Below are 13456 nucleotides of genomic sequence, written 5' to 3'. Positions count from 1 at the left end.
GTCGGGATGGCGTCGGCCCGGGGAGAACGGCCCGGGCCGGCGCTTTGTTCCCGGTGGCGGGAAGTCCTCTCACTTCACCTTGCGCCGGGCCCGCAGCCACTCCTTGTTCATCGCGGCGATCGACGGCAGCGGGATGCCCTTCGGGCAGGCCGTGGCGCACTCGCCGGTGAGCGTGCAGCCGCCGAAGCCCTCCGCGTCCATCTGGGCGACCATGTCGAGGACCCGGGTCTCGCGCTCCGGCGCGCCCTGCGGGAGCACGTTCAGGTGGTTGACCTTGGCGGAGGTGAAGAGCATCGCCGAGCCGTTCGGGCAGGCGGCGACGCAGGCGCCGCAGCCGATGCACTCGGCGTGCTCGAAGGCGAAGTCGGCGTCCGCCTTGGGGACGGCGGTGGCGTGGGCCTCGGGCGCGGAGCCGGTGGGGGCGGTGACGTATCCGCCGGCCTGGATGATCCGGTCGAAGGCGGTGCGGTCGACGACGAGGTCCTTGACGACCGGGAAGGCGGAGGCCCGCCAGGGTTCGACGTCGATGGTGTCGCCGTCGCGGAAGGAGCGCATGTGGAGCTGGCACGTGGTGGTGCGCTCGGGGCCGTGGGCGTCGCCGTCGATGACGAGGCTGCAGGCGCCGCAGATGCCCTCGCGGCAGTCGTGGTCGAAGGCGACGGGGTCCTCGCCGCGCAGGATGAGGTCCTCGTTGAGGGTGTCGAGCATCTCCAGGAAGGACATGTCGGGGGAGATCCCGTCCACCTCGTAGGTGGCCATGGCGCCCTCGGCGGCGGCGTTCTTCTGGCGCCAGACGCGCAGGTTGAGCTTCATGCGTAGCTCCGCTGGGTGGGGTGGACGTACTCGAAGTCGAGGGTTTCCTTGTGGAGGACGGGGGTGCCGCCGGGGCCGCCGAACTCCCAGGCGGCCGCGTACGAGAACTCCTCGTCGCGGCGGGCGGCCTCGCCGTCCGGGGTCTGGGACTCCTCGCGGAAGTGGCCGCCGCAGGACTCCTCGCGGTGCAGGGCGTCGAGGCACATCAGCTCGGCGAGTTCGAGGTAGTCGACGATCCGGTTGGCCTTCTCCAGCGACTGGTTGAACTCCTCGCCGCTGCCGGGGACCTTGATGCGGCGCCAGAACTCCTCGCGGATCTCCGGGATGCGCCGGAGCGCGGTGCGCAGACCCTCGGCGTTGCGGGCCATGCCGCAGAACTCCCACATGAGCTCGCCGAGTTCGCGGTGGAAGGAGTCGGGGGTGCGGTCGCCGTCGACGGCGAGGAGGAGGTTCAGCCGGTCCTCGGTCTCGGCCAGCGCCTCGCGGACGGCGGGGTGCTCGTCCGTGACGGGCTCGGACGTCGGGTGGCGGGCCAGGTAGTCGTTGATGGTGGCGGGGAGGACGAAGTAGCCGTCGGCGAGGCCCTGCATGAGGGCGGAGGCGCCGAGCCGGTTGGCGCCGTGGTCGGAGAAGTTGGCCTCGCCGATGGCGAAGAGGCCGGGCACGGTGGTCTGGAGGTCGTAGTCGACCCAGAGTCCGCCCATCGTGTAGTGGACGGCGGGGTAGATCCGCATGGGGACCTCGTACGGGTTCTCCGCGGTGATCCGCGCGTACATGTCGAAGAGGTTGCCGTACCTGGCCTCGACGGCGGCGCGGCCCATCCGGGCGATGGCGTCGGCGAAGTCCAGGTAGACCCCCTGGCCGCCCGGGCCCACTCCCCTGCCCTCGTCGCAGACGTTCTTGGCGGCGCGGGAGGCGATGTCGCGCGGCACCAGGTTGCCGAAGGAGGGGTAGATCCGCTCCAGGTAGTAGTCGCGCTCGTCCTCGGGGATCTCGGCGGCGGGGCGGGTGTCGCCCTTCGCCTTGGGGACCCAGATCCGGCCGTCGTTGCGCAGCGACTCGCTCATCAGGGTCAGCTTGGACTGGTGGTCGCCGGTGCGCGGGATGCAGGTGGGGTGGATCTGGGTGAAGCAGGGGTTGGCGAAGTACGCGCCGCGCCGGTGGGCCCGCCAGACGGCGGTGGCGTTGGAGTTCATCGCGTTGGTGGAGAGGTAGAAGACGTTGCCGTAGCCGCCGCTGGCGAGGACGACGGCGTCGGCGAAGTGGGTGGAGACGCGGCCGGTGATCAGGTCGCGGGCGACGATGCCGCGGGCCCGTCCGTCGACGACGACCAGGTCGAGCATCTCCGTGCGGGGGTGCATCTCGACGTTGCCGGCGGCGATCTGCCGGGACAGTGCCTGGTAGGCGCCGAGGAGGAGCTGCTGCCCGGTCTGGCCGCGGGCGTAGAAGGTGCGGGAGACCTGGACGCCGCCGAAGGAGCGGGTGTCGAGGAGGCCGCCGTACTCGCGGGCGAAGGGGACGCCCTGGGCGACGCACTGGTCGATGATCTCGACGGAGATCTGCGCGAGCCGGTGGACGTTGGACTCGCGGGCGCGGAAGTCGCCGCCCTTGACGGTGTCGTAGAAGAGGCGGTGGACGGAGTCGCCGTCGTTGCGGTAGTTCTTGGCGGCGTTGATGCCGCCCTGGGCGGCGATCGAGTGGGCCCGGCGCGGCGAGTCCTGGAAGCAGAACTGGACGACGTGGTAGCCCTGTTCGGCGAGGGTGGCGCCGGCGGAGCCGCCGGCGAGGCCGGTGCCGACGACGATCACGCGGTGCTTGCGCCGGTTGGCGGGGTTGACCAGCTTCGCCTCGAAACGGCGGGTGTCCCACCGTTCGGCGATGGGGCCGGCCGGGGCCTTGGTGTCGGCGATCGGGTCGCCGGTGCGGAAGTCGAGGTAGCTCATGGTCAGTTCACCACTCCGGTCATGACGCCGACGGGGACGGCGATGAAGCCCGCGGTCAGGGCGAGTGCGAGGGCGTTCGCCGTCAGCCGCAGGGCGCGTTCGCGCCGGGCGTCGCCGACGCCGAGGGTCTGGGCGGCGCTCCAGAAGCCGTGCCGGACGTGGAGGCCGACGGCCAGCATGGCGACGATGTAGACGACGTTGCCGTACCAGGTCGAGAAGGTGTCGATGACGTTCTGGTACGGCCTGCCCTCCTCGAAGCCGCCGGAGTGGACGGTGCCGGTGGTGAGGTCGAGGACGTGCCAGACGATGAAGAGGCCGAGGATGATCCCGCCCCAGCGCATGGTGCGGGTGGCGTAGGAAGCGCCCTTGCGCCGGTGGGCGTACCGGATGGGGCGCGCCCGGATGTCGCGGCGGCTGAGCTGGTACGCGGAGACGGCGTGGGCGAGGACCGCGGCCAGGAGCACGATCCGGGCGATCCACAGCCCCCAGCCGTGGTGGAGGACGGGGGCGCCCATCACGCGCAGCCAGTGCCCGTAGCCGTTGAACTCCTCCGGACCGAAGAAGACCTTGAGGTTGCCGGCCACGTGCGCGACCAGGTAGGCGAGCATGATCAGGCCGCTCACGGCCATCACGGTCTTCTTGCCGAGGGTCGAGGACCAGAAGCCGCGGGACGGGGTGCGGGACGGTGGGCGGGCGGGGGCCGCTTCCCGGGCGGACGCCGGGCCTCCCGCGGCGGCCGCGTCCTTGCTGGGTGCCAGAGCCATGCCGTCGACGCTAGGGCCGAAGGGCCCGAGAGGTCCAAGACATGGTCCGGCTGATCTCCATAGGCTGAAGCTATGCATGTGCTCTAGGCTGGTGGTCATGCAGTTCCAGCAGCTCCTCTACTTCGTGGCCGTGGCCGAGACGCTCCACTTCACCCGGGCCGCCGAGCGGGTCCATGTCTCTCAGCCCTCGCTCTCCCAGCAGATCAAGGCGCTGGAGCAGGAGCTGGGGGCGGAGCTGTTCAGCCGGGCCCGGGGCAACATCGCGCTCACCGACGCCGGCGAGTCGCTCCTGCCGCTCGCCCGCCGGATCCTCGCCGACACCGAGACGGCCCGCCGCGAGGTGCAGGAGCTGGCCCAGCTCAAGCGCGGCCGGGTGCGGCTCGGCGCGACGCCCAGCCTCTGCACCGGGCTCCTCCCCGACGTGCTGCGCGCCTTCCACGACCTGCACCCGGGGATCGAGCTGCTCATCGAGGAGGGCGGCTCGCACGACCTGGTGCGGGAGCTGGCCCGCGGCGCCCTGGACCTGGCGCTCGTCGTCCTGCCGCTGCCGACCCCCTCGCCGGCGCTGACCACGGTGGAACTGCTGCGCGAGGACCTGGTGGTGGTCTCGGCCGCCTCCGCGCCGCCGCCCCGCCGCCCGGTGCGGATCACGGACCTGCGCGACCAGCCGCTCGTGATGTTCCGGCACGGCTACGACCTGCGGGAGCTGACCGTGGGCGCCTGCCGGGCGGCCGGCTTCGAGCCGACGTTCACCGTCGAGGGCGGCGAGCTGGACGCCGTCCTCGGGTTCGTACGGGCCGGCCTCGGGCTCGCCGTCGTCCCGGCCATGGTCGCCGCCCGCGCCGGCCGCGACCTGCGCGTCACCGCCCTCGCCCGCCCGGGCCTGCGCCGCACGATCGCCCTGGCCCACCGCAGCGACGTGGCCCCGCCCCGCGCCGCCCGCGAGCTCCAGAAGCTCCTGATGGCCACCCGGCGCGGCACGCCGGCGCCTCCCGCTCCGTAGGGCTCCTCCACCGGCCGTGCCCGGGAAATCCGCGTGCGGAACGGCCGAGCGGGCTGCGAGCATCGCCGGATGGATCACGCTCTCGAACGCCTGCTCGTCCGGCACACGCTGCGGCTGTCCGTCCCCGCCGGCCCCGTCGGGGACGGCTCCGCCGCCGCCCTGCGGCTCGACGCCGCGCTGAGGACGGGGGGATTCGCGCTGTCCTCCCCGCTGCTGAAGGAGCTGTCCGGGCGGCCCTCCGACACCGTGGTCGAACTGGCCCGGTGGGCGCTGGAGGCGGTCCGCGAGCGGGTCGGCGACCACGTGCGGCACAACGCCTACTTCATCGACTTCCCCCGCAACGTCCCCGACACCCGGGAGTTCTGGCTGTCGTGCGTCCTGAAGGCGCTCGACGATCCCGAGGCCCGGGAGGCGGTCGAGGCGCAGCTGAGCGCCGGGGTCCTGAATCTGCTGACGCTGCCCGCGTACGGCCGGTACCAGCACACGTACGAGGAACTGCTCGCGGCCCACGCGGAGTTGACCCCGGCCGACAGCGACCGGCTGACCGTGCTGCACCTCGGCGGCCCCTTCGACGAGGAGATCGGCGCGCTGTACCGCTCCCTGGCGGGGGCGGTGACGCCGCTGGGCGACGAGCACCTGGCCGATCTCGCGGTGCTCGCCGCGCGCTGCGCGGACGGGCCGCAGCCGGCGGAGATCCCGGTCCGGGAGAACCGGGCCGTGGTCAACGCGGCCCGGCTGCGGGCCGGCGCGGCGCCCCTGCTGGACACGGTCACGGACGTGCTGCGGCTGGCCTGCGCCCTGTCGGACGGCGACGTGACGCTGCGGGAGGCGACCCGCTTCCGCGCGCTGTCCCGGCCGCTGCGGCGGACCCTGCTGGCCGGCCTGGACGGTGTGGTGGCGGCGGCTCCGGCGAAGCTGGCCGACGTGGGGCAGCACCGGGAGGCGTGGAAGCGGCTCGGGGAGCGGCTGCATCCGCACGAGTACCCGGCGTGGCCGCACGCGGCCGAGGTGTTCGCGGTGGCGAGGGGCGAGCTGCGGGCCCCGTCGCTCGACTCGCGGGTGGAGGCGCTGCTCGCCGGCGGTGACGTCCCGGGCGCGGCCGAGCTGCTGGCCGCGGCCGCGCCCGGGCGGCTCTTCCGCGCCCTGGACCGGCTGCTGCGCACCGCGGCGGACGACGCGGCCCGGGAGGCGGTCCTGGCGGCGGCGGAGCGCGTCGCGCCGGCGGTGGCGGGCCGGGTGGTGCTGTCGGTGCGGGAGCACCTGCAGAACCGGCACGACGCGTCCGGCGCGCCCCGGCGCCTTCTCGTGAACCGGAACGGCACCGCGTGGGTGACCGCGGACGCCCGCCGCGACCTGCCGAGGGAGGTCCAGCGGCGGCTGCTCGCGCTGCTCGACGGGGAGACCCGGCGCCGGCTTCCCGCGACCGGGCGCCTGCTGGTCGACCCGGCGGTCCTGGACGTGGCGCTGCCGCTCAGCGGACGGGCCTCCTCGGGCGGGTTCGGGGTGCTGCCGCGCGGCTCCGTCTCGCCGGTGGAGGGGGAGCTGCTGCGGTTCTTCATGTACTGGAAGGAGGCGCGCCGCAGGACCGACCTGGACCTGTCCGCGCTGCTGCTCGACGAGCGGTACGCGACGATCTCCTGGCTGTCGTACACGGAGCTGACCACGGTCGAGGGCCGGCACTCCGGGGACGTCACCGAAGCCCCGGACGGGGCCTCGGAGTTCATCGAGCTGCGGCTCGGCGCGGTGCGGGGAGCGTTCGTGGTGCCGCACGTGCACGTGTACGCGGGCGAGGACTTCGAGGAGACGGCCGAGTCCTTCTTCGGGTACATGCTCCGCGAGGGCGAGCAGGGCGGCCGTCCCTTCGAGCCGCGCACGGTCCGGATGAAGTCCGAGCTGCGCGGACCGGGGCGGGTGGCGCTGCCGGTGGCCTTCCGGCGGGACGAGGAGGGGCGGTGGCACGCGCACTGGCTCCACCTGTGCCTGCGGGGCACGCCGTCGGACAACCGGGTGGAGGACCACCGGGTCTCGCTGGCGGTCCTGGTGCGCGGGGCGGTCGAGCGCGCACCGGTGACGGTCCGTCATGTGGTCGCGTTGATGCGGGAGTCGGGCGCGGAGGTCGTGGAGTGGACCGGCGGCGACGTACCGGCGGAGCCGGTGACGTACCTCGGCCTGGCGCGGCCCGAGGGGCTGGCGCCGGGCTCCCGGGTCGTCACGCCGGAAAATCTGCGCGACCTGGTCCCCGCCTGAGTGCTACGGTCGGTCCGGGGCGAGGCTATGAAGGGGCTTCCTTCTCATACTCCTGATGACATAGTCCCTTCGCTCTCCTCGCCCCCTCGCGCTTCACCGGTGTGGGCCCGGTCCTCAGGAGGACCGGGCCCACACGCGTGTGCGCGCTCACACCGCGTCGGCGAGGACCAGGGAGTGGATGCGGTCCGGGGCGCCGGGGCGGGCGTAGTACCAGCCCTGCGCGGTGTCGCAGCCCAGTTCGCGGAGGCGTTCGGCCTGGGCCGCGGTCTCGACGCCCTCGACGGTGCCGGCGAGTTCGAGACTGTGGGCCAGCGAGACGATGCCTTCGACGATCTTCAGGTCGACGGGGTCCACCGGATGCTGCTGCATGCCGCGGGTGAAGGACCGGTCGAGCTTGAGGACGCTGACCGGGAGGCGGCGCAGGTTGGCCAGGTTGGAGTAGCCGGTGCCGAAGTCGTCGAGGGCGATGTCGACGCCCATCTCGGCGAGCTGGCGCAGCGGTTTGAGCAGGTCCTCGTCGGCGCCGATGAGCGCGGACTCGGTGACCTCCAGGCAGAGCGCGCCCGGTGCGAGCCCGGCGCGTTCCAGGACGTCGACGGTGTCGGCGACCAGCCGGGGGTGGTGGAGCTGGGTCGGGGACAGGTTGACGTTGATCCGGAGCGGGGCGCCGGTGCCGGGGTTGTCGAGCTGCCAGGAGCGGGCCTGCCGGACGGCCTCCTGGAGGACCCAGCGGCCCAGCGGCACGATCAGCCCGGTGTCCTCGGCGAGCGGGATGAAGCGGTCGGGGCCGAGGACGCCGTGCTGGGGGTGGCTCCAGCGGACGAGGGCCTCGGCGCCGTGGACCCTGCCGTCGTCGAGGTGGACGAGCGGCTGGTACTCGATGAAGAACTCGCCCCGCTCCAGGGCGGTCGGCAGCGCGGTGGTGAGGCCGTGCCGGGTGATGGCGCGGGCGTCGGCCTCGGGGTCGGCGAGCTCGAAGCGGTTGCCGCCCGCGGACTTGGCCCGGTACATGGTGATGTCGGCGCTGCGCAGCACCTCGGCGGCGGTCCGTTCGCCGGCCGGTCCCTCGACGACGCCGAGGCTGCCGCGCACGGTCAGTTCGCGGCCGTCGACGCCCACCGGCGTGGCGAGCGCGGCGAGGATGCGGTCGGCGAGCGCGGTGGCGTCCCGCTCGCCGCCGGCGGCGGGGCCGGTGGTGAGGGCGACGAACTCGTCGCCGCCGAGCCGGGCGACCATCTCGCCGGGCCCGGTGGCGCACGCCTGCAGCCGGTCGGCGACCTCGACGAGCAGCCGGTCGCCGACGGAGTGGCCGAGGCTGTCGTTGATGGCCTTGAAGCCGTCCAGGTCCAGGTAGCAGAGCCCGAAGCGGCTTTCCTCGCCGGTCGCGCCGGGGGCCAGCGCCTTCTCCAGGCGCTCGAAGAACAGCGTCCGGTTGGGCAGTCCGGTGAGGGCGTCGTGGGTGGCCTCGTACCGCAGGCGCAGATGGAGCAGGCGCCGTTCGGTGATGTCCTCCATCAGCGCCAGCTGGTACTGGGGCAGGCCCTGGGCGTCACGGAGCAGCGAGACGGTGAGGTTGGTCCACAGGACCGTGCCGTCGCTGCGGTAGTACGGCTTCTCCACCCGGTACTGCTCGCGCTCGCCGCGCACCAGTTCCTCGTAGAGCCGCCAGACGTGCGGCCCGTCCTCGGGGTGCACCCACTCGCTGACGTTGCGGCTGCGGACCTGCGCCTCGACGCCGCCGAACATGCGGGTCATGGTGTCGTTGACCTCGACGATCCGCCCGTCGAGGTCGGCGATGCCGATGCCGATGGCGGCCCCGTCGAAGACCGCCCGGAAGCGGCTCTCGGTGGCGTGCAGGGCGATCTCGGCGGCGCTGCGGGCGGAGAGCGCGGAACGGGCGATGGCCTCCTGCTCGGCGCGGGTCCGCTCGCGCAGGGCCTGGGCGTAGCCGGTGGCCATGGCGTGCTGGAGGCGGGCGCAGCGGGCCCGCAGTTCCTCGGCGGTGAGCTCGGGGTCCGTACCGCAGTAGAGGACCAGGTACGAGTCGACGACGCCGAGGCTGCGGCCGAGCGCGTCCGGGTCGGTGCAGTGGGCGTCGACCAGGCCGGCGCCGGCCCGCTGGGCGGGGGCGGTGTCGAAGGGCCGGGCGAGCAGCGCGCCGCACAACAGGCGGGCGAGCGGGAGGAGGTGGCCCTCGAACTCGGTGCGGGTGAGGGAGGTCGCGGTCACGGGGAAGATGGCCCGGCCCCAGATGGTGACGAACCGCCTGAGTCTGTCCTCCGGACCGTCGGCTTCCGCGGTGTTGCCGGACGGCTGCGACGGCACCTTCACGCCTTGCGCCCCACGCCCGCGAAGCCGGAGAAGGCGTACGGGTCCTCCTCCTCGGCCGGGGAGTCCGGCCGCCAGTGGGGCATCGGGACGAGCCCGGGCTCGACGAACGCGGTGCCGTCGAAGAAGCGGGCGATCTCCTCCCGGGAGCGCATCACCAGCGGGCTGCGGGTGTTGCGGTACACGTCGACGGTGGCGCCGGCGCGTTCCTCGTCCACCGGAATGCCCTCGTACGAGGCGTGGGTGACGACCAGGAGGCTGCCGGGGGCGAGCGCGTCGAGGAGTTCGGCGACGGCTTCCCCCGGCTCGTCGCTGTCCTCCAGGAAGTGCAGGACGGCGACGAGCAGCAGGGCGACCGGCCGGTCCAGGTCGAGCAGGCCGGTGACCTCGGGGCTGTGCAGGATGTCGGCCGGCTTGCGGAGGTCGGCGGGGACGACCGCGGCGCCGTCGACGCCCTGCAGGACGGCCCTGCTGTGGGCGACGGCCACCGGGTCGTGGTCGACGTAGACGATCCGGGCGGCGGGGTCGGCGGCCTGGGCGACCTCGTGCACGTTGCCGAAGGTCGGTATGCCGGAGCCGATGTCGAGGAACTGGGTGACGTCGTTGTCAACGGCGAAGCGGACGGCGCGGCGCATGAACGCCCGGTTCGCCTGCATGATCTTGGGGAGGCCCGGCATGAACTCCATGGCCTTGCGGGCCGCTTCCCGGTCCACTTCGAAATTGTGCGAGCCGCCCAGATAGAAGTCGTACATACGGGACACGCTGGGCACCGAAATGTCGATGCCCGGCGGAGCCCAGGCGGGACGCTCCATCAATGTCTCCAACAAGTCGCCATGGGGGATGCGGCCCGGTGTTCGCGGCCGTGTTCGAGGTGAGGCTACTGATCGCCCGCCGAGAGAGCGAGAGGAAACGGAAATTAGCGGTCCGTTCTTGGTCACACGCGTTTGGCACGTGCGCGCGGAACGAAGGGTTCACGCCTTCAGGTCGTGCACCTTCACGTGCATCTGACCGTGCGTCCGCTCTTCCGCCGCCCTCGGCGTGACCGGTGCGCGGCCTCCGCACCGCCCTTACCTCGGCGGTCGGCCCGGCGGAGCCCGACCGCCGCAGCGCATTCCGCCGAAGGGCCGGGAGACCGGCAGGGCGACAACCGGACACTTCTTCCGAACGGGCCCCGCTCCGACCCCCGTCGGCCATTTTCTCCCCCGGTCCGCAGCGAAAACGTCAAATCGCGCAACGCGAGAACCCCACCATCCGGGGAATCCGCTCGCATTCGGGCCCTGGTTCGGCGTCCATGTGTTCAAGCTCTTCGGCGTGTCTCTGTACGGATCACCCCTCACGCGGTCGCTGGCGGCCGCCGCACTGGTGTGGCTGCTCGCCGCGCCCGCGCCGGCGGCCGCCGACTCCTGCGCCTACGCCACGGCCGGGCCGGACGGCTCGCACACCTCCGTGGCCGTCATCGGCCCGGGCGCGTGCTCCCCCTCCCCGAAACCCGACCCGCCGGCCCCGACGAAACCGCCCGGCGTCCACCCCGCACCGAAGCCGCCGACGAAACCGCCCGGCGTGCGCCCCGTACCGAAGCCGCCCACGAAGCCGCCCGGCGTCCACCCCGCGCCGAAGCCGCCGCCGGCGCCCGCCCCCGAGCAGCCGCCCGCCGCCACCCCGGCACCGCGGCCGACCCCGACCCCGGCCCCGCCCTCCCCCGCGCCCGCCACCCCGGCGCCGGCGGAGCCGCCGGCCCCCGCTCCCCCGGCCCCGTCCCCCGCCCCGACGACGGCGCCGCGCCCCGCGCCGCCCGCGACCCCGGTCGCGCTGCCGCACTACAAGCGGGCCTCGCGGCCCCAGCCGAAGACCACCTCGTCGCCGGTCACCACGATGCTGCTCATCACCGCGCCGGCCGTGCTGGCCACCGCGATCCTGCGCCCGCGCTCCTCCCGCTGACCGGCCCCGAGCGCCGCGCCTCCGACTCGAAACCCCGAGAAAGACCGAGGAACCATGTCCGAATGGCTCGTCCTGACCCTGGCGATGGCCGCCGCGTGCGCCGTCGTCCTGGCCATCGTCGTCATCAACCACCGCCGGATCCCCGACGACGACGACCCCAACGAGACCCCCGACGTCATCGAGTACATGACGATGATGATCGGCGTGATCTACGCGATCGTCCTCGGCCTCGCCATCGCCGGCGTCTGGGAGGGCCGGGGCGCCGCCCAGGAGGTGGTGCGCCAGGAGGCCCAGGCGATGCACGAGATCTCCGAGCGGGTCGAGGTGTATCCGCTGCCGGTCCGCGAAGGCATCCGCGCCGACGTCGACGCGTACGTCGACTACGTGGTGAACGAGGAGTTCCCGCACATGGCGGAGGAGGGCGAGACCACCCCCGAGGGCGACGCCCTGCTCCAGAAGGTGCGCCGCAGCGTCACCGACTACGAACCCGCCAACGACTTCGAAGGGCAGGCGTACCAGCCGCTGGTCGACCAGGTGATGGTCGCCGACGACGCCCGCGGCGCGCGCGGTCAGAGCGCCGGCGAGACCATGCCGGGGGTCGTCTGGTTCGGCCTGATCATCGGCGCCCTGGTCTCGGTGGGCCTGATCTTCACGCTCCAGATCCGGCGCACCGGCCGCGAGTTGCTGCTGGCCGGCCTCTACAGCGCGCTGATCGCCTTCCTGCTCTTCCTCATCTGGGACTTCGACGCCCCGTTCGGCCGCGGCCTCGCCGCCACCGCCGCGCCGTTCACCGATCTGTTCCCGCAGGTCACGGAGTGAGGGAGCGGGCGGGGCTGGGCCGCCCGGGGGACAAGGGTGCCCCATTCGCACGTCTGGGATCGCGGCTGTGGTAGTGCGCTCCTAGCGTTTCCGGCAACGAGGTGCACGCCGGCTCCACGCGGCCAAACCGCCGCGGCCGGCCCTCGGGACCCGGAGGAATCACCATGCGCGCGATACGTGCCGCGTCCACCGCCCTGCTGGGGGCGGCCGCCCTCGCCCTGGCCGCCCCCGTCACCGTCGCCCACGCGGCCGACGGTGCGCCCGCGCCGAACCCGCGGGTGCGGGGCGCCAAGGCCCCGGGCGATTTCGTCGTCTCCCCGTCGCTCGTCGCCCCCGGCGGGCGGGTGACGCTCAGCGCGCCCGGCTGCGCCAGTACGGCGACGGCGACGGCGGGCATCTTCGACACCGTCCAGATCGCCCCGGGCTCGGCGGTCACCGCCACCGTGGACGCGGACGCCAAGCGCGGCGCCGTGTACACGGTGGCGTTCAACTGCTCGGGCGGCGTGCAGGACACCGTGGACCTGACGATCAGCGGACTGGCGACGCTGTCGCCGACCGCCCGCTCGACCGTGCTGCTCACCCCGCGCGGGGTGCAGGGCGGCCTCGGCGGCTCCCAGGGAAGTCTCGAGTCCGGGACGCTGGCGGCGGGCACGGCCCTGGTGCTCGCCGCAGCGGCGGGCACGGCGTACGTCGTCCGGCGCCGTACGCACGACCGCCGGCACTGAGCCGGACCCGTCCGTCCCCCGCGCCGGACGGCCCGCCGCCGACAGCCCGCCGCCCCCGGATCCCTTCCGGGACACGGGGGCGGCGGGCACAGGAGGCCGACCGGGAGGTTCGGCCGGTCAGGCGCCCGTGCCGGTCATCCGGCGGCGACGGAGCACGAAGACACCGCCGCCGAGCGCGGCGGCGGCGACCAGGCTGCCGCCGACGGCCATCTCGGTGGAGCTGGGCGCCAGCGAACCGCCGAGACCGCCCTGGGCGCCGCGGCCCGCGAGCACCCGGAACGGGTGCGTGACGACCCGGGAGTTGTCGCTGCACTTGACGGCCAGGTTGTAGTTGCCGGGCGTGGCGTTGTTGTAGACCCGGGCGATCGCGCTGGACAGGCCGTTGGAGTTGACCGAGAGGCTGGTCTCCGGGAAGGCGTTGGACGTGACCGTGCCGCCGTGACCGCAGCCCTTGGCCGTGATGGTGATCGTCGACCCCGCGTGGACGTCGTAGGGATTGACTTGGACGTTGCTGGGACCGTTGGTGGCGGCGGCGAGGGGAGCGGCCAGGGCGACCGCCGCGAACGCGGTGGCGGTCACCGCCAGAGTGCGTGCAGCACGCATGGTTGAACCTCCAGTGGAAGGCGCCCCGAAGCGGTGCTCCGGGAGATTCGACGAGTACGCCTTCCATGACGAACCATCACAACTCGGACCCCTCCCTGCACCTCGGCACTGGGCCGGTCCGGTGAGCGGTCGTGCCGCCGATCGAGTTGCGTCCGACGACACAACCGCAGGTCAGGGGCGCGCGAAACGATTGTCTGACGAGTACTCGGATGGGTCAGCGCGCTGTCACCCGGGCGGACAGGGGCGGCCGACGCCGAGCGTGCGCGCGCTTTC

11 protein-coding genes are annotated in these 13456 nt (G+C 73.3%); 5 read left to right on the top strand and 6 right to left on the bottom strand.

Features of this window, described 5'->3' with window-relative positions:
• Window positions 1–69: 69 nt before the first annotated feature.
• Genes ABFY03_RS32695 through ABFY03_RS32685 form a run of 3 tightly spaced genes read right to left on the bottom strand, consistent with a single transcriptional unit; the run spans window position 70 to window position 3385 of the window.
• Window positions 70–813, bottom strand: a complete 744-nt coding sequence (locus tag ABFY03_RS32695) for a succinate dehydrogenase/fumarate reductase iron-sulfur subunit (protein ID WP_319010591.1) — start codon at window positions 811–813, stop codon at window positions 70–72.
• The gene (locus ABFY03_RS32690; protein ID WP_319010590.1) at window positions 810–2756 is read right to left on the bottom strand and encodes a fumarate reductase/succinate dehydrogenase flavoprotein subunit; all 1947 of its coding nucleotides are present in this window, start codon (window positions 2754–2756) and stop codon (window positions 810–812) included. Before ABFY03_RS32690 ends, ABFY03_RS32695 begins: the two co-directional genes overlap by 4 nt.
• Window positions 2757–2758: 2 nt before the next feature.
• On the bottom strand, window positions 2759–3385 hold the full coding sequence (locus ABFY03_RS32685; RefSeq protein ID WP_346172337.1) for a succinate dehydrogenase: 627 nt from the start codon (window positions 3383–3385) through the stop codon (window positions 2759–2761).
• A gap of 232 nt (window positions 3386–3617) precedes the next feature.
• Between ABFY03_RS32685 and ABFY03_RS32680 the strand changes: the two genes are divergently transcribed.
• Window positions 3618–4523 (top strand): LysR family transcriptional regulator, encoded by a 906-nt coding sequence (locus ABFY03_RS32680; RefSeq protein WP_319010588.1) that lies wholly within the window; start codon window positions 3618–3620, stop codon window positions 4521–4523.
• 69 nt (window positions 4524–4592) lie between these two features.
• Entirely contained in the window at window positions 4593–6770 is a 2178-nt protein-coding gene (locus tag ABFY03_RS32675) for a hypothetical protein (RefSeq protein ID WP_346171547.1), read from the top strand.
• 147 nt (window positions 6771–6917) lie between these two features.
• On the opposite strand, the gene ABFY03_RS32670 is transcribed toward ABFY03_RS32675, so the two are convergent.
• Both ABFY03_RS32670 and ABFY03_RS32665 read right to left on the bottom strand, forming a co-directional pair.
• Window positions 6918–9101: a putative bifunctional diguanylate cyclase/phosphodiesterase gene (locus ABFY03_RS32670; RefSeq protein WP_346171546.1), complete on the bottom strand. Its 2184-nt coding sequence runs from the start codon at window positions 9099–9101 to the stop codon at window positions 6918–6920.
• Complete coding sequence (locus ABFY03_RS32665; protein ID WP_346171545.1) at window positions 9098–9910, bottom strand: SAM-dependent methyltransferase; 813 nt, start codon at window positions 9908–9910, stop codon at window positions 9098–9100. Before ABFY03_RS32665 ends, ABFY03_RS32670 begins: the two co-directional genes overlap by 4 nt.
• A gap of 499 nt (window positions 9911–10409) precedes the next feature.
• On the opposite strand from ABFY03_RS32665, the gene ABFY03_RS32660 reads away from it, so the two are divergent.
• The 3 genes from ABFY03_RS32660 to ABFY03_RS32650 all read left to right on the top strand — a co-directional run bounded on the left by ABFY03_RS32660 (window position 10410) and on the right by ABFY03_RS32650 (window position 12580).
• Window positions 10410–11036, top strand: coding sequence for a hypothetical protein (locus ABFY03_RS32660; protein ID WP_346171544.1), 627 nt, complete (start codon window positions 10410–10412; stop codon window positions 11034–11036).
• A 54-nt stretch (window positions 11037–11090) separates the two neighbouring features.
• Window positions 11091–11855, top strand: a complete 765-nt coding sequence (locus tag ABFY03_RS32655) for a bestrophin-like domain (RefSeq protein ID WP_319010583.1) — start codon at window positions 11091–11093, stop codon at window positions 11853–11855.
• Window positions 11856–12019: 164 nt separating this feature from the next.
• Window positions 12020–12580 (top strand): hypothetical protein, encoded by a 561-nt coding sequence (locus ABFY03_RS32650; RefSeq protein WP_319010582.1) that lies wholly within the window; start codon window positions 12020–12022, stop codon window positions 12578–12580.
• 117 nt (window positions 12581–12697) lie between these two features.
• On the opposite strand, the gene ABFY03_RS32645 is transcribed toward ABFY03_RS32650, so the two are convergent.
• Window positions 12698–13183 (bottom strand): hypothetical protein, encoded by a 486-nt coding sequence (locus tag ABFY03_RS32645; RefSeq protein ID WP_319010581.1) that lies wholly within the window; start codon window positions 13181–13183, stop codon window positions 12698–12700.
• Window positions 13184–13456 lie beyond the last annotated feature (273 nt).

Source organism: Streptomyces roseofulvus (genome assembly GCF_039534915.1).
Classification (GTDB): Bacteria; Actinomycetota; Actinomycetes; order Streptomycetales; family Streptomycetaceae; genus Streptomyces; species Streptomyces roseofulvus.
The sequence above is the reverse complement of the archived record's forward strand: the minus strand, read 5'-3'. Positions and strand labels throughout refer to the sequence as shown.